The organism is Flavobacterium reichenbachii (assembly GCF_002217435.1).
In the GTDB taxonomy this organism is placed as follows: domain Bacteria; phylum Bacteroidota; class Bacteroidia; order Flavobacteriales; family Flavobacteriaceae; genus Flavobacterium; species Flavobacterium reichenbachii.
Genome location: NZ_MUHF01000019.1, coordinates 336,362 through 356,343 on the forward strand (window position 1 = coordinate 336,362; position 19,982 = coordinate 356,343).

General features: G+C 34.8%; 16 protein-coding genes and 2 tRNA genes. 13 read left to right on the plus strand and 5 right to left on the minus strand.

Going from position 1 to position 19,982, the window contains the following annotated elements; translation table 11 throughout:
• Nucleotides 1-192: 192 nt before the first annotated feature.
• Nucleotides 193-681, minus strand: coding sequence for a nuclear transport factor 2 family protein (locus tag B0A68_RS16575; RefSeq protein ID WP_035686440.1), 489 nt, complete (start codon nt 679-681; stop codon nt 193-195).
• Nucleotides 682-845: 164 nt separating this feature from the next.
• Here B0A68_RS16575 and B0A68_RS16580 point away from each other — a divergent pair, with 164 nt between their 5' ends.
• Nucleotides 846-1,499 (plus strand): hypothetical protein, encoded by a 654-nt coding sequence (locus B0A68_RS16580; RefSeq protein ID WP_035686438.1) that lies wholly within the window; start codon nt 846-848, stop codon nt 1,497-1,499.
• A 77-nt stretch (nt 1,500-1,576) separates the two neighbouring features.
• Here B0A68_RS16580 and B0A68_RS16585 read toward each other — a convergent pair whose 3' ends face one another.
• The gene (locus B0A68_RS16585; RefSeq protein WP_035686430.1) at nt 1,577-1,891 is read right to left on the minus strand and encodes an HPF/RaiA family ribosome-associated protein; all 315 of its coding nucleotides are present in this window, start codon (nt 1,889-1,891) and stop codon (nt 1,577-1,579) included.
• A gap of 347 nt (nt 1,892-2,238) precedes the next feature.
• Here B0A68_RS16585 and B0A68_RS16590 point away from each other — a divergent pair, with 347 nt between their 5' ends.
• The gene (locus B0A68_RS16590) at nt 2,239-2,469 is read left to right on the plus strand and encodes a hypothetical protein (RefSeq protein WP_035686429.1); all 231 of its coding nucleotides are present in this window, start codon (nt 2,239-2,241) and stop codon (nt 2,467-2,469) included.
• Nucleotides 2,470-2,666: 197 nt separating this feature from the next.
• Here the strand turns inward: B0A68_RS16590 and B0A68_RS16595 are convergent, their stop codons facing one another.
• Nucleotides 2,667-5,126 (minus strand): AsmA family protein, encoded by a 2,460-nt coding sequence (locus tag B0A68_RS16595; protein WP_035686428.1) that lies wholly within the window; start codon nt 5,124-5,126, stop codon nt 2,667-2,669.
• A gap of 236 nt (nt 5,127-5,362) precedes the next feature.
• Between B0A68_RS16595 and trxA the strand changes: the two genes are divergently transcribed.
• Nucleotides 5,363-5,680, plus strand: a complete 318-nt coding sequence (gene trxA, locus B0A68_RS16600) for a thioredoxin (RefSeq protein ID WP_035686427.1) — start codon at nt 5,363-5,365, stop codon at nt 5,678-5,680.
• A 51-nt stretch (nt 5,681-5,731) separates the two neighbouring features.
• Here trxA and B0A68_RS16605 read toward each other — a convergent pair whose 3' ends face one another.
• Together B0A68_RS16605 and B0A68_RS16610 are read right to left on the minus strand one after the other, a co-directional pair.
• Entirely contained in the window at nt 5,732-7,810 is a 2,079-nt protein-coding gene (locus B0A68_RS16605; RefSeq protein WP_051892703.1) for an ATP-binding protein, read from the minus strand.
• Nucleotides 7,807-8,514, minus strand: coding sequence for a LytR/AlgR family response regulator transcription factor (locus tag B0A68_RS16610; RefSeq protein WP_035686424.1), 708 nt, complete (start codon nt 8,512-8,514; stop codon nt 7,807-7,809). The genes B0A68_RS16605 and B0A68_RS16610 overlap by 4 nt, the downstream gene beginning before the upstream one ends.
• Before the next feature lie 203 nt (nt 8,515-8,717).
• On the opposite strand from B0A68_RS16610, the gene B0A68_RS16615 reads away from it, so the two are divergent.
• From B0A68_RS16615 to B0A68_RS16660, 10 genes are all read left to right on the plus strand, one after another.
• Nucleotides 8,718-9,254, plus strand: a complete 537-nt coding sequence (locus tag B0A68_RS16615; protein WP_051892701.1) for a hypothetical protein — start codon at nt 8,718-8,720, stop codon at nt 9,252-9,254.
• 58 nt (nt 9,255-9,312) lie between these two features.
• Nucleotides 9,313-9,906, plus strand: coding sequence for a DUF4082 domain-containing protein (locus B0A68_RS16620; RefSeq protein ID WP_035686422.1), 594 nt, complete (start codon nt 9,313-9,315; stop codon nt 9,904-9,906).
• A gap of 191 nt (nt 9,907-10,097) precedes the next feature.
• On the plus strand, nt 10,098-12,671 hold the full coding sequence (locus B0A68_RS16625) for a M1 family metallopeptidase (RefSeq protein ID WP_035688322.1): 2,574 nt from the start codon (nt 10,098-10,100) through the stop codon (nt 12,669-12,671).
• Nucleotides 12,668-13,594: a DUF58 domain-containing protein gene (locus B0A68_RS16630; RefSeq protein ID WP_035686419.1), complete on the plus strand. Its 927-nt coding sequence runs from the start codon at nt 12,668-12,670 to the stop codon at nt 13,592-13,594. The genes B0A68_RS16625 and B0A68_RS16630 overlap by 4 nt, the downstream gene beginning before the upstream one ends.
• A gap of 86 nt (nt 13,595-13,680) precedes the next feature.
• Nucleotides 13,681-13,754: transfer RNA gene (locus tag B0A68_RS16635), tRNA-Asp, on the plus strand.
• A 582-nt stretch (nt 13,755-14,336) separates the two neighbouring features.
• A tRNA-Asp gene (locus B0A68_RS16640) sits at nt 14,337-14,410 on the plus strand.
• A 200-nt stretch (nt 14,411-14,610) separates the two neighbouring features.
• Entirely contained in the window at nt 14,611-15,432 is an 822-nt protein-coding gene (locus B0A68_RS16645; RefSeq protein WP_035688320.1) for an AraC family transcriptional regulator, read from the plus strand.
• A 413-nt stretch (nt 15,433-15,845) separates the two neighbouring features.
• On the plus strand, nt 15,846-17,201 hold the full coding sequence (locus B0A68_RS16650; protein ID WP_035686415.1) for a TolC family protein: 1,356 nt from the start codon (nt 15,846-15,848) through the stop codon (nt 17,199-17,201).
• A gap of 110 nt (nt 17,202-17,311) precedes the next feature.
• Nucleotides 17,312-18,364 carry an HlyD family secretion protein gene (locus B0A68_RS16655; RefSeq protein ID WP_035686412.1) on the plus strand — a complete coding sequence of 351 codons (1,053 nt, stop codon included), beginning with the start codon at nt 17,312-17,314 and terminating at the stop codon, nt 18,362-18,364.
• A 1-nt stretch (nt 18,365) separates the two neighbouring features.
• Nucleotides 18,366-19,949, plus strand: a complete 1,584-nt coding sequence (locus B0A68_RS16660; RefSeq protein ID WP_035686409.1) for an MFS transporter — start codon at nt 18,366-18,368, stop codon at nt 19,947-19,949.
• Nucleotides 19,950-19,982 lie beyond the last annotated feature (33 nt).

Genomic DNA, 19,982 nt, shown 5'->3' on the forward strand with positions numbered 1-19,982 from the left:
GAGCCTGTTAAAAGAGTGGTGTGTGTTTTATTTTAGTTGATTTTTTAAAATTCAGCATCATTTTTTGATACAATCTTATTTTGCACTTCCAATTTGAGCCTAATATTGTCAATTGCATTATAATTAAATTGTCAGTCGTTTTTGTAAACTGCTATAAAAGTTATGTTTATAATAAGAAAGTGTCAAATTGTTTTATTTCTGTTTGAGCTTCGTAATTAAAAAATCTTCGATTGGTGTTTTAATCTTTGTTACGGCATCAACCTCATCATTAGGAATAGTCATAGATAAAACATAGTGCTGAATTTTCCATTCTTTTCCTACTTTAATCAAAACGCCGGAACCGCGGCAGATTTTCATCTGTGTATTGAGTAATTCATCAAACCAGGCAATTTTTCCAGATTTATCAAAAAAGATGTGACGTTCTAAAGCGGTAAAATTCCAAGTGGTACCTTTATCAAAATAAGGTTTTGCCCAAGCTTTAAAAGCAGGTTTTGTCCAGTTTTCTGTGGCATCAGTTCCAATATAAACAGCATCGTCTGCAAGAGTGTTGAAATAAGCATCAAATTTTACATCGGCTGCTGCTTTGTGCCACGTATCCAGGGTTTGAGTAATTTTGTCTTTGTCGGTCTGAGCGTTTGCAAGAGAAACGGCTAATAAAAGAAGTAGAATTGTTTTTTTCATGAGTAGTATTATTTGACTTTAAAGGTATTAATTTTTTAAATTCTAAGAAATATACAGTCAGATTGATTTAAACAATGAAACTTTAAGCTAAAATTATCTTATAATACTTATATGGTTTAAATTCAAAAAACAAGTATATTTGAAAGCTTTAAAATACTACCACTATGAATCCTAAAATCTTACTATATTCTTTGGCCATTAGTTCTGTATTTCTTGTTTCGTGCAAAAAAGAATTAGAACCTCAGGAAAGCACATCAAATTCTGAATTGATTAGACTGGGACTGGCAAAAGATACGACCAAAACGGCAACGCCTGTTGCGCAGGCATTACCTGCCAACCCAAATACCGTTTTAAGCGATACCAAAGGTTTAAATCCGGCACACGGACAACCTGGACACCGCTGCGATATTGCTGTTGGCGCACCATTAAATTCTGCTCCTGCGCAAACTACTGCAGCGCCGGCGCAGACGGTTCAGGTAAATCCGAATCAGCAGCAGCAAACAGTTGTAACGACAACAACGGCACAACCTGTAAAAACAGCTAAAGGAATGAATCCGCCGCACGGACAAGCGGGTCACAGATGTGATATTCCGGTTGGAGCGCCTTTAAATTCTCCAGCAGTAAAAACTACTGCAGCTTCAACACCGCAGAGTGGAACGGCGACACAAAATTTTACAGTTACACCGCCTGCAGGTTCCAATGTTCCGGCATTGTTGAGTACAGAAACCCAAGCAGTAGCAGAAGGAATGAATCCAGCTCACGGACAACCAGGTCACAGATGTGATATTGCAGTTGGAGCTCCGCTGCCAAAATCGTAAACAAGATCATCAAATTGATATAAACAAAAAAGACGTTTCTAAATGAAACGTCCTTTTTTATTAAAAGTCCAACACAATTAGTGTGCGTTTATTTTTTCGTAAGTTGTAGTAAGAACTTTTTTAGCTTTTGCCAAAGCACCGCTAAAAGCTTTTTCAAGAGTGTCTGAATGTTCTGTAACAGTGATTGGCTGTAATTTTACAGGACGAATTTCGATTACGCATTTCTTATCATTAAGGCTGAATTTCTCGCCGTTTTCGTCTCCAAAATGCACTTCTACGCGAGTTATTTTATCTTCAAAGCGGTCTAAGCTTTTTTCTATCTCTGCAGAAAAATACGATTCTAATCTTGCGCTTCCTTCAATGTTTTTGTCGGTGTTGATTTGTACTTTCATAATCGGATTATATTTTAATGATTGTTTCTCAAAGCTATTTTTTTTAGATTAGAAAGCCAAACGAGTTAAGGAAACATTATGAAATTTTTTAATGATGTGTTTATCAATTTTGTAATTTAGAAGGAAAAAAAAATTGAATTTAGTCTTCTAAATATAAAAAATAAGAAAAAACTTATAATTAATTTAATTTTTAGTATTTTAGCAGTCCTAAACGTTAAAAATTATGACTTCAAAAAAATTCTTGCCCGCGTGGTATGGTGGCGGTATTGGAAACAACTGCAACGCTTTTAACGGCGTAGGACACCTTAGCTATGCGGGTTTTATATTTTTCCTAAACGTTAAAAATTATGAGTACAAACACCCTTTCAAAAGAAACAGAATTAAGATTAGCCGATCTTTTCAACAATACAATTGATTCGAAAAGTATGGCAAAAACAATCCGACAAGTAAATTATCTGCTTGCCTTGAATGTAATGAAAAATGAAATCGGACAGCCCGAGACCATAAATCTCGAAGATAATTTCTACTGGTTGAATAAATTAGCAGAAACTCTTGATCCTTATCTGGATGCTGAATGATTTTATAGAATTGAAAAAGCCACTTGAGAGAGTGGCTTTTTTGTGTTCTTATAAAAATAATAATAGCTCTGATGGGATAAAAAATTGAAGAACAGCAGGAAATAGCTTCTTAAAATTTCAATCTTTGTCGATCTACTAGTGCGATTCCTCATTCTTCGGAATGACAAGATTATGGGATTTGTGGTTTATTTAGGATTTTACTTCCCCTTCTTCCCCCATTTAATCTTCATCTTTCCTTCTTCATCTACAGCAAGTAAATGCAATACAATGCCGCGTTCTCTTACAGCATCGCGTTCTTCCTTGCTTTCTATTTGAGCATCGTTTTTTGAATTACGAAGCGGAACCGTCAGTGCGAGATTAGTGCCTCGGCCGAAAGAATAAATGCCTTCTATATCAAAGTTGAGAACGCTGGAACTTATCGTAAGATCGTTAATGTCTATTTGTTCGCCCCGAAGTGTAAGATCACCCGATAAATCGCTGAAAGTTATGTTTTTGACATCACGAAACGGAAAAGCAAACTTACCAACCTTTACTATTGGATCAAAATTGATCAAAGCTCCCTGATTGACATTAAATTTTAAATTCCCGCGCATAGAATTTACAATCAAATCGCCTTTAGCGCTCATCAATCCCGTAACATTGGCGTTGCTGCTGAGTTTTCCTTTTATATTTCTTGGATCAAAAGATTTAATCTGGAAGTTGTTGAAGGATTTTAAAAAACTCGCAATATCTACGCGGTTTACCTGCGCTACAGAACTAAAAATGTAATAATTTCCTTTTGGCTCGATAGCACCATTAAATGTTATTGTGCCTCCGGAAGTTTGTACGCTTCCGTTTTTGAGCAATAATTTGGAGTCCAGCATTTGCAGCGTTGCTCTGGTATTGGTCGCGGTTAGCGCGCCGTAATTGAGATTATCTGCTTTTAGGTTGATGATTACACTGCATTTTTCGATTACCGATTTCATCTGGTTCGAGAAATTGACATTCTTTTTGGCAGATTTTTGCTGTGTGGCTGCAGACTGTGATTTTCTCAACACGCCCAAAAATTGTTTTACATCGATATTTGGGCAGTAGATATTCCAGTTTACGACCATTTTCTCTGGTGCGTCGTAATAGAGATTTAAGAAATTATCTATTTTTCCGTTGATCTGAATGATGTTTTTCTTGTGTTTGTACGCTATTTTTTTAATATAAAGCGCCTGTTCTGTAAACGACAATTGTACCGCGGTTTTCTCTGCGCGAACGTTTTTAGGAAGATAATCAAACGTGGCGTCTTTTATATCGACATCGCCAATAAAACGCGGTTTGGTAATGTATAAATCTACAATATCAAACTGAAATTTTAAATTGGCTCGCGCATGACCGCTTTCAAAATGAAACATTTTTTCATTCATCATTTCATTTAGTTTCGTAACATCAAAATCAGAATTTACAATTCCGGTTGCAATGGGTTTTTCTAAATTGCTAATTACAGCCTGCGGAATTTTTAGCGGAATGTTTTCATAATCGCCGCTAAAATGCGTGAGAACAACTGCCGAATTAGCATCGTTAAAGCCGTTGGCAGGTTTAAAATTATTGGTAAAAATACCGTTGAAACTGCAATTGGTAAACAAACCGTCGGGAATAGTAAGTTCGTTGTTTTTAATAACCGCCTGCACTACTATTTTAGGATCGCCTTCGGCATTAAAATCACCATTTATAGCACAGTTTACTTTTATTGGTTTCTTTAAATTGAACTGATCCAGTTTAGTGCTGATATTTCCGGACAATAAATCTGAGGCACTTTTCCATAAAATAGAAGTATTGATATTGATTCCGAACAGCGCATTTTTTCCAATATTAAAATAGGCTTTAATATCAAATTTATCTGAGCCGATTTTGAGTTTTTTGGTTTCGATATTTAGAAGCTGTTTTTCATCAATATAAGCAATATCAAAATTGCCTTCGAGTTCTCTGGCTTTGGCAAAACTTCCATGAACGGTATTAAACGCCAGACTGTTTATTTTGGTTTTCAGATATAAATTGGTCTTCCAGTCTTCATCGTCAAAATTTATTTTCGATTCTAATTTTACAACTTCAAAATCAAACAATTTATGACCTAAATGATTGTCTATTGTTAAATGTACGTTGTTGAGGTTTATATCGTCAATTGTAGTTTCGCGTGTTTCGCCTGGAGCAATTTTTTTCTTTTTTGGTTTAAAGATATTTACATTAGAATAACCATTTTCGGCTTTGTAAATATAAATGTCGGCATCATTAATCAGGATTTTATGAATGTTGATTTCGTTTTGCAGTAAACTCCAAATGTTTAAGCGAGCTTCTATTTCTTTGGCTTTTAGTAAAGTATGTTTGTGAATGGCCCACTGATTGTCTTTAATCTCGACTTCTTTTAAGGCTAAAGTAAAATTGGGAAAACCAGTGAGAAACTTGTACTGAAAATCTTCGACATGAAATTTCCCGTTTATATTCTCATTGATTTTGATATTGATTTTGGCAATAATTTCGGTTTTATTCTGATTAAAATAGAGTGCTAGTCCGCCACAGGCAAGTAAAACAAAGACAATTAAACCTAAAACGAATAAACCGAATCGTTTTAAGTATTTCCTGAAAACAGCTGTCTCAAGAAAAGTTTGTATTTGATGTACTATTTGTGGCATTTGTATCAATTTTCCTAATCCTTAAAGTTAAGACAAAAAAATATGCTATTGCCTAAAAAAGACCTTCAGTTTGCGTACAATTAAACTTACTTTTACTAAACATGGTTTATATATAAAAAATGACAATGCATTTATAACGAAAACTAATTTGCGGATGGTGTTTGATTAATTTTAAATTTTTAAATTTGTACTGTAGTTTGAAATTAACAATCAGACATAATTTAAATATAAATATTATGGCATTAGCAATAACAGATGCTACTTTTGATGAAGTAGTTTTGAAATCAGATAAACCAGTAATGGTAGATTTTTGGGCAGCATGGTGTGGTCCTTGTAGAATGGTTGGTCCAATTATTGACCAATTAAGCGATGAGTACGCTGGTAAAGTAGTTGTTGGTAAAGTAGATGTAGATGCTAACCAAGAATTTGCTGCAAAATACGGTGTGCGTAACATACCAACTGTTTTAGTTTTTCATAAAGGTGAAGTAGTGGGTAAACAAGTAGGAGTTGCTCCTAAACAAACTTACGCAGACAGCTTAGATGCATTGTTGTAATCGTTAAGATTATAATTTATATAAAAAAGGCTTGACATTGTCAAGCCTTTTTTATTGGAAAGAAATAATAAAAGAAGTTCCTAAATCTGGTTTGCTGTTTACTTCTATCTTGCAATTTATGGTAGCAGCGAGATCTCGAATTAAGTGCAGTCCGAGTCCGGATTTAATTCCGATTACTTCAGAATCATTGTATAATGCTTTAAATTGTTCCTGCGTACCGCCAGATCCATTATCAGTAATAGAAAGATAATTTTGGCTGTTTGCTGTCCAGGCTTTCCAGATTATTTTTCCATTTTGGTTTTTATCGAGAGCTTTTATGGCATTTCCTGTTAGATTTCTGATAATCGTTTTCAGGTAATTTTCATCAGTATCTAAGATAATATCGTCTGGATTTTCGAATGTAATTACGATGTTTTCTACACTCGAAAAATGTTTTTTTGTTTCTTCGAATAAAACACTGACAGGGACTTTTTGAGTATGCGGTTTAAAGTTTTCCATCTGGCCTTTGCTCCATAATAAAATATCCTCCATAGAAGACAGCAGATTTTCGGCGCCGGACATAATTTTTGTCTGCATTCGCAAAGCCGTTTCCTCGTCTATAAGTTCCGGACTTTCTTTTTGAAGATGCAGAAAGTGAATTAAATTTGAAACCGGACTTCGTAAATCATGGTTTAAAATACCAAAAAAACGTGCTTTTATTTTATTGGCTTCATCCAGTTCCTGATTTAAAAGCTGTAGTTTTTGATTTGTTTTTTTGCGGTTCCGGCTCTGATTAAACAACAGCAATCCGATAATAGCCACAAGCAGAAGTCCGCCGATTAAAAAATAGCGCTGTTTGGCAGCATCTTCAATCTGAATGTTTTTTATCGTATTCTGAATCGATAGATTCTTTATTTCCTGGCCTTTGGTTTTGTTTTGATATCGGGCTTCGGCATTGGCAATGTTTTGTTTGGCAGATTGCTGCATCATTTCGTCATTGGCTTTGCTGTAAATTTCGTTGTATTTGTAAGCTTCTTTCCAATTGGCTACTGCGGCATAGCTTTGAGCTAATTTTTTATTAATATTTACAAAAGATTCCTTGTCGTAGTTCAAAGCATTTTGAGAAGCTTTTTTGAGTGTTTCAATTGCCTTTTGATATTCGCCTTTTTCATATAAAACTCTTCCCATTACAGCATTGGCTTCCATTATAATATCGTTGTCATTGGATTTTTGTCCAAATCGAATTGCTTTCTGCGCGTAACGATAAGCAGTATTTATTTGTCTTTCATTGGCATAATATTCAGACATGCTTCTGTTTGCAAAACTTAAATTAAGAAATAAAGAATCTTTTTTGGTCGGATAGGTATAGATGAGCTTATAATATTTTTGAATACTGTCTGTCTTTTTTAGCGGAACAAAACACTGCAGATAATAATTACAAGAAAATGCACTAATATAAGGAGAGGTTTTAATGTAAGGATTTGCATAATTTAAATATTCAATTGCTTTGTCGTATTGTTTCATTTTGGTGTACGCTGCAGCAATCTGACAATACGAAACGCCTATTGTTTCTTCGTTAGGAACTGTTTTTTTGAGTAGTTTTTTATAATTAACAGCTTTTAATTGATAGTGAATAAAGGTTTCATATTCTGCATTATCAAGATAATATTCTCCCAGACTTCCGTTGAGTACAGAATGCGTGTAAGTGTTTTTTGTAGTGTCTAGAATTTGTTTGATATATTGTATTAACTGTTTTCTTTTTGAAGTTTGATTAAGCGCATAATACGTATAATTAAGACGCATTAAAATCGAAGTTTGGTTTTTAAGATGCCTGGCTTTTTTGGCGTGTTTTAGTGCAAGCTCATAATTCTCAAGTGCTTTTTGGTATTGGTTGTTGCTGAATTCGTAGGCGTTACCTTTATAAAAATAAAACCGGCTTAAATAAGCAGGATGATTTTTTGCAAGTGTAATTCCTTTTTCTGTCGCCCGCAGCAGTTTTGGATAATCTTCTGCGTCTAAGATTTCATTGCAGTATTTCAGCCAGACTTTTAGTTTTTCATTACTGGTTTTGTATGGTGCTAAATTGGGTTCCTGCTGCGCAAAAGCAGTAAAGCTGATAAAATATAAAAGCAGGAAACCTATCTTTCTCATGAGATCAGGTTTAGGTTTTCCTTATAACTTCTCCCAACCGGAATAGCAGTATTGTTGTTTAAAATAATTTCGCTGGAATTAATCTTCTGAATAAACTGTTTCTGAACCGCATAACTTCTGTGAATACGGATAAAAGACTGAAAATGATCTTCTTTTAAAAGATTTCCGATGCTGGACAAAACGCAGTGTCTTTTTTTATCAGTAATAATCAACGTGTAATCTTTTAGAGCTTCAAGGTATAAAATTTCATGAAGTTTTACTTTGGTCTGTTCGTGGCCTTCTTTTATATAAATCGTATCACCGCCAATACTTGCTTCAAAAAGAGAAGCTTTTAGTTTGATTTCCATAAACTCCTCGATACGGCTTATGGTTTGTGTAAAACGGTCGAGCTTTAATGGTTTTACAATAAAATCTAAAGTTTCGATCTGAAAACTTTCTACTGCATGCTCCGGATGCGCAGTGATAAAAATACAAACCGGAATTTCTAAGGTTTGCTTTCTAAAATCAATTCCGTTTAAGCCCGGCATATCAATATCCAGAAACAAAATGTCAATTTTTTCTTTTTCTAAAAAAGGGAGCGCATTTTCTGCCGATTCAAAAACACCTAAAATATCCAGAATCGGGAATTTTTTAGCAAATGATAATACAGTAAGACGGTCAATTTCGTCATCATCAACAATAATACAAGTGTATTTTTTCATCATTCAAACTTAATTTATGTTGTCTGTCTATTTAAAATGTTGTTCGTCTATTGGCTGTTTTGGGCTTGAACTTATTGGCGCAAATTTGTCTTGTAATTAATTCAGGAGCTGTAAAATAAACATCAAATATAGCTTTCTGAGTGTTACAAAAATAATGTTATTGAATTAAAAAAGAACCATTTGACCAATTTAAAACTAAAATTATTATGAAATTTTTAAAATCCATTTTTACAATTTTATTACTTGCAATTTTCACGATTTCTTGCAGCAGTGATGACGGAACAGACGGAACAAACGGAGTTGATGGACAGCCAGGAGCAGCCGGAACAGCAAATGTTATTTACAGCACATGGCTGACAGCACCAACGGCAGTTGCAGAAACGATAGACGGTACTTCTGGAATGTCTACGACTATTAATGCACCGCAACTATCAGCAGACATTCTGGCAAAAGGAACCATATTGGTTTATATGTCTTTTGGAACCGGTACATACACACTGCCTTACACATCAACAGCTGGCGGAGCGGCTAATACGGTTACAGCTATTTCTACATTACAAAAAATCAAACTATTCAGATTCAGACATGATGCAGCAGGAACAGTAGGTCTTCCAACAACGCTTAGCTGGCGCTATATTTTGATTCCCGGAGGAGTTGCTGCAACTACATCAAAAACGGTAAAGCTGGATTATTCTAAAATGAGCTACGAAGAAGTCTGCGCACATTTTAATATACAACAATAGTTTCTGAGAATACATAAAACAATACACAAACGAAATAAGAATTAAAACCAAAATTATTATGAAAACTTTAAAAAACATTTTTGCCATTTTATTAGTTGCGATTTCTGTTGTTTCCTGCAGCAGCGACGACGATAAACAAGAGTCTGTAAAATATGCAGAAGAAAATCCTTTAGACGCTTATATGGCAGGTTCAGGATTTAGCCAAAAAGCAGTTGATGTAAAAAATTCCGGAATTTACGAGTATGGTTTCAGCTTTAAACCAAAAGTAAACGGAAAAATAAATTCCCTAATTGTAAAAATTCCAGACGTAAATACTGCGTTAAGAATCACTTTGTGGGATGCAGCAACAAAAACAGTTATAAAATCTGAAACCATAAGTGTTCCTACAGCAAATGTTACAGTAGAAAAAGTAATCGCAGCCATTCAGTTAACAAAAGACAAAGAATATTTTTTTACCGTGAACAGCGACGACTGGATCAACAGAACAAAAACAGACGGATCTGCAGCAACTTATCCTATTGTTGCAGGAAATATAACAATTACAGGATACGCTTATATCTCAAGCACTGCTTCAGAAACTATTTTTCCAACCAATGCTCGTAACACCTATTACGCAGGAGATATGACTTTTAAATTTCAACAAACTGAATAATTTTATTTTTGGATAGTTTGAATTAGTAAGTGGAAAAAGGTTTGGCAAAAGTCAAGCCTTTTTTTGTTGTTTAAAGCTGAAAAGTTTTTAAAAGCTATTAAGCTTGCGTCAAAGTAATTCGGGAATTCATGGAAAACTTTTTAGAATGGACGTTTTTTTCTATTTTTAACGAATCTTATATTCTCCTAAATATGAAAATCAGTTCCAGCTTTCTTGTCTTTTTTATGTTGATTACAATCGGTTATTCTCAATCCAAACCAAAAGAAAGTGTTATTTTAGAAAATGGTGTTTCAGAAGCATTGGCTCAATTCCGCAAAAAACAGATTTCAGAAGTTCGATATGATTTGTCCTTTGAAATTCCGAATCAGAAAAATCAAGATATTAATTCTCAACTGACCGTAAATTTGAATTTGTCAGATTTAAGCCAGCCCTTAGTTTTAGATTTTAAAGAGAAAACTTCCAACATAAAATCTATTAAAGTAAACGGAAAAAATGCTGAAATTCTTCATGATAAAGGACATGTTGTTATTACACCAAAAGATCTTATTTTAGGAAAAAACAGCATTTCGATTTCTTTTATTGCCGGCAATTTATCATTAAATAGAAATGATGATTTTCTATATACACTTTTAGTTCCCGATCGCGCCAGTACATTGTTTCCTTGTTTTGATCAGCCGGATATAAAGGCAACTTATAAATTGAGTCTTTCTGTGCCAAAAGATTGGTCTGTTTTGGCTGGAGCCGATGTCAAAGAGAAAGTTGAAAAAGGTGATTTTACTTCTTATACTTTTGGAGAATCAGACAAAATGAGCACTTATTTGTTTTCGTTTGCTGCAGGGAAATTCAAAAGCGTTACGCAAAAACCGGGCTTAGAAATGACAATGCTGTATCGCGAAAATAATCCTGAAAAAATTCAAGTCAGCACCGATACCATCTTCAAACTGCATCAGCAATCTTTAGATTTTTTAGAAAAATACACCAATTATAAATTCCCTTTCCAGAAGCTTGATTTTGCTTCGATTCCGGTTTTTCAGTATGGCGGAATGGAACATGTGGGCGCGATACAATACAGAGAATCGACTTTGTTTCTGGACAACAGCGCAACCGACAGCGAGAAATTAAACCGTGCAAAACTTATCGCACACGAAACTTCGCACATGTGGTTTGGCGATTTGGTCACCATGAAATGGTTTGATGATGTCTGGATGAAAGAGGTTTTTGCCAATTTTATGGCCGATAAAATCATGAATCCGATTTTTCCTAAAGTCAATCATAATCTGCAGTTTTTTACCGCGCATTATTCCAGCGCTTACGCGGAAGACCGATCGTTGGGAACACATCCGATAAAACAAAAACTTGCTAATTTAAAAAACGCAGGATCGCTTTACGGAGCTATTATTTACAATAAAGCGCCAATCATGATGCGTCAGCTTGAAGCTTCGATGGGAAAAGAAGCTTTCCAGAAAGGAATTGAAAAATACATTAAAAAATACGCCAACGACAACGCTGACTGGAATAATCTGGTAGAAATCCTGGATGCAGAAACACCTTTAGATTTGAAAAAATGGAGTGAAGTCTGGGTAAATAAATCTGGAAGAGCAATTTTTACAGATAAGATAAAATATGATTCTAAAAACAGAATCGAAGCTTTTGAAATTCAGCAAAAAGCAGAAGATAAATCAGGCAATATCTGGCCTCAGATTTTTCAGATTGGTTTGGTTTATAAAGATAATGTAAAGGTTTTAACAGCAAATATTAAAGATAAAAGCCTTATTTTAAAAGAAGCCGTTGGACTCGAAAAACCGTTTACTATCATTTACAATTATAATGGATTTGGATATGGTGTTTTTCCGCTTGACGGGAATAATTTAGATGTACTTTCAAGTTTAAAAGATGAGGTGGCAAGAGCATCTTCTTATAGTAATCTTTATGAAAACACGTTGATTGGAAATGTTTCTCCGAGCAAAGCTTTTGATTGTTTTGTAAAAGCAATTCAATCGGAAGAAAATGAATTGGTTTTGCGAACGGCCTCAAATAATCTGAATACTATTTATTGGAGATTTTTTACCGAAAAACAGCAGAATAAAGTTCAGAAACAGCTTGAAGACCTGCTTTATAATCGTTTACAAACAAATTTATCGGCCAATATCAAAAAGACACTATTCGGATTGTTCAGTTCAATTGCCTATTCTGATTCGGCGAAAGCCAAATTGTACCAGATCTGGAATAAAGAAATTGTGATTTCAGGTTTAAAACTGAACGAAGATGATTTTACGAATATGGCGATGAATCTTGCTATTTTTAAACATGAAAAGGCAGATGAAATCTTAGAAAAAACCAGAACAACGATTGCAAATCCAGACAAAAAGAAACGATTTGAGTTCCTGCTTCCGTCATTATCAAAAGACGAATCGGTTCGATCTGCGTTTATGGAATCTTTAAAAGACGACTCGAATCGTGAAAAAGAATCGTGGGTTTCTGTTGGTTTAGCCAATATTCATCATCCGCTTCGTCAGGAAAGTGCGCAGAAGTATATCAGATTTTCATTAGATTTGACAGAAGAAATTCAGCGTACGGGAGATATTTTCTTTCCAAAAGACTGGCTGGACAATACAGTTGGGAGATATTCGTCTAAATATGCTTTTGATGAAGTACAGCGATTCTTAAAAGAAAACCCTAATTTTAGTCCGATCTTGAAGCGTAAATTATTTATGGCGGCAGATTTGCTTTATAAAGCACAAAATAGTAAAAAAGAAACCGAATGAAAATTGAGTCAGAAATAGAGAAAGTTTCCAGTTTTCAGCATCTCGAAATGCTGGCGAATCAAGTTGTAGAAGGTTTTATATCCGGAATGCACAAAAGTCCGTTTCATGGATTTTCTGCAGAATTTTCGGAACATAAAGTATACAATGCCGGCGAAAGCACCAAACATATCGATTGGAAATTGTTTGCCAAAACCGACCGTTTGTATACCAAACGATTTGAGGAAGAAACCAATATGCGCTGTCATATTATTGTCGATAATTCGTCGTCGATGCATTATCCTGAACTAAAATCGAATCAGCCGTTTTACGAAAAGAAGATTGGTTTTGCTGTTTTGGCTTCGGCAGTTTTAATGAATATTTTAAAGAAACAGCGTGATGCAGTCGGTTTAAGTGTTTTCTCAGATAATTACGAATATTACGCTCCAGAAAAAGGAAGCGATCGCCATCATAGAATGCTGCTCAACAAATTAGAGCAATTATTAGAACAGCCAAAAGTCAAAAAAACGACCGATACCATTACTTATCTGCACCAAATCGCAGAAAAAATGCACCGCCGTTCGATGATTATTTTGTTTACCGATATGTTTCAGTCTGCAGATGACGAGAAATTGTTTAGTGCCCTGCAGCACCTTAAACATAATAAACATAAAGTCGTACTATTTCATGTGGTAGATAATAAAACAGAACTTCAATTTGATTTTGATAATACACCGCGTAAATTTATCGATGTAGAAACTGGAGAAGAAGTTTCTATTTATGCCGATAATGTTAAAGAAGAGTACGAGAAACGAGCAGAAGCGTACTTTAAAAATTTAGCTTTATCCTGCGCAAAGAACCAGATTAAGTACGTTTCGGTAAATGTGGGCGATAATTTTGAAAAAATATTGACGACTTATTTGGTTGAAAAACAAAACTTTGGGTAATTTTTTAAAGAAAAATTTCATTTTTTTTATAAAAACACTTGCAGAAACGAAATTCTGTTATATCTTTGCAACCGCAATAACGCAGAGGTTTGGTAGTTCAGTTGGTTAGAATACATGCCTGTCACGCATGGGGTCGCGGGTTCGAGTCCCGTCCAGACCGCAATATTGGGAAAAGCCTTTCTTAACAGAAAGGCTTTTTTGCCCAAATACGGTATCTAAGATTAGTTGTGTTGTTTTGCTGCGACTTTGTAACTCGCAGCTGGTTTAGTAGTTAGACCAATGAAAAGCTTTCCACTTTTGTGGATGGCTTTTTTGATTTACGACACTTTTGATTTTTTGTATTTAACCGCAAAGAACACAATCCCGAAGTCTCGGGATACGCAAAGTCCGCAAAGTTTTTTTAAGCTTTGCGGATTTTTTGTTTACAATGATTTTTGAATTGAATTTTAAACATAACCCTTGGTCTCAACCACGGGTTTACGGATTGTGATTTGTATGGTTATTATGATTGTGCCCCCGTGGTTGAAACTATGGGCTATGTTTGACAAGAAGATTTATTTTTTTTCTGTACGAAAAACCTTTGTCAAAGTTCGAAACTTTGACAAAGGTGTGCATATTTAATCTAAATTTCAGATTTTAAAATATTGGCATTTAACCAATTAAAAATTTCTTAAATTTTATTCCTAAAAACCCTTGCAGAATCCAAGTTCTATTGTATTTTTGCACTCACAATAACGCAGTTGGTTTGGTAGTTCAGTTGGTTAGAATACATGCCTGTCACGCATGGGGTCGCGGGTTCGAGTCCCGTCCAGACCGCAATATTGGAAGAAGCCTTTCTTAACAGAAAGGCTTTTTTGTTTTTTGGTCTAACCGCAAAGAGCGCAATCCCGAAGTCTCGGGATACGCAAAGTTCGCAAGGTTTTAATGCAGCTTTGCGAACTTTGCGCTTTTACCTTGTGTGGTTTGCGGTTAAATTTCTTTCTTATCTTTATAGTACGAATCATCGTATCACTTCAATGGAACAATCAAGTTTTAAAGTAGACCAATATTACATTACCAAAGTAGATGCCGATAAAAAGAGCATTTATTGCCATCATGATGTTATGGGCGAATTACTGGTTCCTACTCATAAACACGATAAAGCACAAATGCTGTATGCAGAAGGTGATGTGGTTTTTGTGACAACAGAGACTAAGACTTATTTTTTGCCGGCGAGACATTTTATCTGGATTCCGAGTGGAGTCGCACACAGTATTCATCCCAAATCTGAGAATGTGATGATGCGAAATTTATATTTTCCAGTTGAAAAAAATGAAGATGAATTTTATCAAAGCGAAGGCATTTATCCGGTAAATAATTTACTTCTTCAAATGATGCTTTTTACAAATCAGTGGAATGGAGATTTGAAAAAGGGTTCTCCAAATTTTGTAATTGCTAAAGCTATAAAAGCGATTCTTCCTCAAATATGCTTAACAAATCTTCCTTTAGAATTGCCTCTGCCAAAAGATGCACGTTTGGGAAAAATTTTGCGTCATGTCGAGAATAATCTCGGAGAAACAATTTTGTTTGCCGATGTAGCGCATGAATTTGGTTACAGCGAACGTTCTTTATATCGCTTGTTTCAAAAAGATCTTAAAATGTCTTTTATTCAATATTATACTATTCGAAGAATCTTAAAAGCGATTGAACTTTTATTAGAACGAAAACTTTCGGTAAAAGAGGTAGCCCAGGAAGTTGGTTATAATAGTGTTCCCACTTTTAGTAATACGTTTTTCAAAATTTTAGGACAAAGACCTTCCGATTACTTAAACGGTGAAGAAATTTTAGAACGAAAATGATCTGTTTTTCTCTCGCAGATTTAGCAGATAATTTTAACACATAGAAACATAGTTTTTCGTTGCGTTAAAAGGCGTTTCACTTTGTATTAATGCACATAGCTGTGTGTAAATGATGTGTCATTTATTTTAATCTTTTATCCAATTAAAATAAACCTATGTTCCTATGTGTTAATAATATTTATTTTGCATAGAAAAAATATAATCTGCGTTCATCTGCTTAAATTCTTTTAAATCTGCGTGAAACATCTCAGATCAAATCAATTTTATAATAAATTGTTTTTCAGTGTTTTAATATAACGTTTTCGGAAAATGCAATTTTAACATTTGTCCGAAATGAATATGTCATTGACTTTTTAGAATTATCAGTCAACAGAAAAATGCAGGAACTTTGCAGTATAAATTATTTAATATTCATGTTCCTTAAAACAACACATTCTACAGAAAATTGTTTTCTCAAAATCCTACTCTTATTTCTAATCGCCTTTGCATTCAATAATGTACAAGCTCAGGAAATTCATTCGGTTTCGTTAAAAGAAGCGGTGAAATTGGCGAAAGAAAACAATAAAAAAATCCTTAGATCTCAACTAGAGGCTGCGCTTTCTGAGCAAAACATCAAAGAGAGAAAGGAACTCCGTTTGCCGGATATCGAATTAAACGGCGAATATTCCAGAATTACCAATATAACGGAATTTAAAGGAAACGGTTTCTTAAACGGAAAAGAAGTAACGAAGGCTATTCCAGAAATCTATAATGTTAATTCGGCCTTTAAAATGCCAATTTATGCTGGAAACAAAATTAATAATGCCATTAAAATTGCGAATCAGGAAAGTGAAATTGCGAAAATAAGAACTGAAAAAACTCAAAATGATGTTGAGCTTGAAGTTGTCGCAAATTATCTGGCGATTTATAAAATGATGGAACTTCAGAAAATTTTTGAAGAAAACATTAAAGAAGAAAAAAACCGCTTGAAAGAAGTGCAGTCGCTTCAGAAACACGGAACAATTACTAAAAATGAAGTTATTAGAGCCGAATTACAGCTTTCGGATCGTGAATTAAATGCGCTTACAAATTCCAAAAACATTAAAATTGCGCTTCACGATCTGAAAACTTTAATTCAACTTCCGGAAAATGAAGAAATAGCAATTGATACAACTTCCAGTCTGGACGAAATGAACGGTTTGGATCCGTATGATTTTTATTTAGAAAAAGCTTTCGCTAATGAAGAAATGCGAATCGCAAGTCAGGAATTAAATATCAAAAAAACAGAACTGCAATTGGTTAAAGGAAATTATCTGCCAACGGTAAACTTCTTTGGTAACTATGGTTTTTATTATCCAAACTATAAATTTTTTCCGCCAAATCCGTATTTGTACACTTTAGGGCAAGTAGGCGTTGAAGCGAGTTTTGATATTTCGGCTTTATATAAAAACAAAACCAAAGTACAGCAGGCCAATACCAAAATCGAATGGCAGAAAATGCAGTCTGAAATTATAAAAGATGAAATTCAGGATCAGCTTTTTAAGGAACATACCCAATATCAGGAAATCCTTGAAAAATTTGTGGTTGTCGATAAAGCCTTGGATTTGGCCAATGAAAATTACCGAATTGTAAAGCTGAAATATTTTAACCAACTGGTTTTAATAACCGAAATGGTTGATGCAGATAATGCGTTGCTTCAGGCAAAATACAATAAAATTTCTACCCGATTGGATGCGGTTTTAAAACATTACGAATTGCTTCATACAGCTGGAATACTTCCGCAGAGTTAGATTTTTAGAAGTTAGAAGAAAGAGGCAAGAAGAAAGAGGCAAGAAGCAAGAGGCAAGAAGAAAGAAAATAGAATATAGAGAATAGAAAATAGACAAAAGATATAAAGTTTATGGTTAAGATAAAAAATGAAACTAGAGCAAACAGATCGTTTCATATCATAATAACAATTATTGCGTGTGTGCTTATAGTAAGCGGGATCACTTTGGGAATTTGGTTTTATGTATTCAACAGAAATCACGAAGAAACCAATGACGCGCAGGTAGAACAATATGTTACGCCAATTATGTCCAGAATTACGGGTTATGTTCAGGATGTTCGTTTTGATGAAAATCAGTTTGTTCATAAAGGTGACACTTTGGTTGTAATTGATAATAGAGAATATCAGTCGAAACTAAATGTGGCGCTTGCAGATGTTCAAAGTGCGAAACAAAGCAGTGTTGTGGCTCAGAAAAATGTGGCTACAACAGCAAGCTCAACCGCAATTGGAGAATCACAATTGGCTGGTGCAAAAACTAATCTTTGGAAAACAAAATTAGAATACGACAGATACAAAGCTTTGGTAAAAGAAGAAGCAGCGACTTCGCAGCAACTTGAAAAAGTAAAAGCCGATTACGAATCAGCGCAAGCTCATTTTCAGGAAATGCGAGACAGAATTCAGTCTTCAAACTTGAGTACTTCTCAGGCTCAGGCAAATGTTCCCGCGATGCAGACCAATATTGCGGCTAAACAAGCTGTGGCAGATAATGCGGCTTTATTTCTTTCGTACACCATAATAACTGCGCCTTATGATGGCTGGATTGGAAAAAGAATCCTGCAGCCGGGACAAATGGTAAAAGAAGGGCAGTCGTTACTTTCGATAGTAAGTAAAGAAAAATGGATTACGGCCAACTTTAAAGAAACGCAATTGCAGTATTTAACAGTTGGTCAGGAAGTTAAAATTCATGCTGATGCAATTGACGGAAAAGAATTTAAAGGAATTGTAATGTCATTGTCTCCGGCAAGCGGCGCAAGGTTTTCGTTATTACCTCCGGATAATGCAACAGGAAACTTCGTCAAAATCGAGCAAAGGATTCCGGTTAGAATTCAATTAAAAGATACCGACAAACAGGCTGATTTTTTAAGAGCCGGAATGAATATTACCGTTATTGCCGAACACCAATAAAATGGAAGATAAAAGTATTTTTAAATCCTGGGTTCCAAAATGGGCAATCATTATTATTTTGTTTGTCTGCCTTTTACATTCCATGATTTTATTGGGAGTTTATACGTCAAACGTAACGTATGCAGCAAGTTTTCTGGATATCGAGCCAGAAGATCTGCAGTTTGCAATGTGCGTAACCTACGGAACTTTACTCGCAACGATTTTGATAGAAAGCCGATTTTCGAGTTTTTTCCCTGCCAAAAATTATCTGATGGCAGTATATTCCCTAATCGGAATTACAATTATTTCATCGGCTTATATTACCAATTTTTATCTCTTTTTATTACTGCGAGTTGCCGAGGGAATTTTAATGGCGCTTCCGGTAATCACAATCAGACAATTATTGATTGAGCAGTTTCATTCTAAAAATGCCATTATAATTGGTTTTTCCTTCTATTACGGTTCGTTGTTATTGTCAACACCTTTTATTATGAATATTGCGGTTTGGTTTCTGGATCATTACGATTGGAAATACATGCTGTATGTTTCGGGCGGATTGCAGGTTTTGAATGTTTTTTTGATTTTGGTGACTTTTCGCGGACATAGAATTACAAAGAAAATTCCGCTGTATCAAATCGACTGGATCAGTTATATTTTGGTTTTAACGGCGATTCTTTGCGGCGCTTACTTTTTTGTTTATGCCGAAAAAAAGTATTGGTTTGAATCTTCTCATATGGTTGTAATGCTCATGATTGCGCTGATTACGGGAGGTTTATTTGTTTTTAAAGAACTCTTGGTAAAAAGGCCGACTTTTAATTTTGAAGTTTTTAAATATGCCAATCTGCGCATTGGGTTTTTATTGTTTTTTCTTTTTTACATCAGCAGAGCCACGCTGAGTCTTTGTCATTCGGCTATGTTTTCCATTTGGAATTGGGATCCCTCGCGTCTTGCGGGCGTGCAATACATAAACGGATTAGGAAATGTAATTGGATTAATTTTAGCTGCATTTTTTCTGATGAAATCCGTTTCGACGAAAATCATTTTTATCATTGGCTTTTCGTTGATTGCGTTATTTCATTTTTGGTTTACCTTTCTTTTTGTGCCCGATGTGGCTTTATCAGATATTATTATTCCATATATTTTACAAGGCATTGGAGTTGGATTTTTATTTGTGCCTTTAATATTATTTACAACATCTTCGGTTCCGGCAAAAATGGCAGTTTCTTCTGGAATTGTTGGTGTTTCCGGGCGTTTTTGGGGAAGTACAATTGGGTTTTGTGTGATGCAGAATGCGACAGTATTTTTAAATAAAAAACACTTCTTAAAACTAAGTCAGTTTGTAACCGGCGAAAATCCCGAAGCACAGCAAACTATTGCCTCTACAGCACAGAGTTTTATAGCAAAAGGATATTCGGCAGATAATGCGAATACCTTGGCTCTAAAAAAAGTATTCGGAACAGTGGCCAAACAAGCCACTTTATTGGCCGATATGGAGATTTATACGATTGTTGGTTATGGTCTTGTGGTTTTAATTATTCTAATTGCGTGTAATCAGCATTTAAGACAAACGATGACTTTGGTAAAAAGTAAAATTTGGATTGGCTAGAACCAAAATTCCAAAAATGGATTGTATTTAATC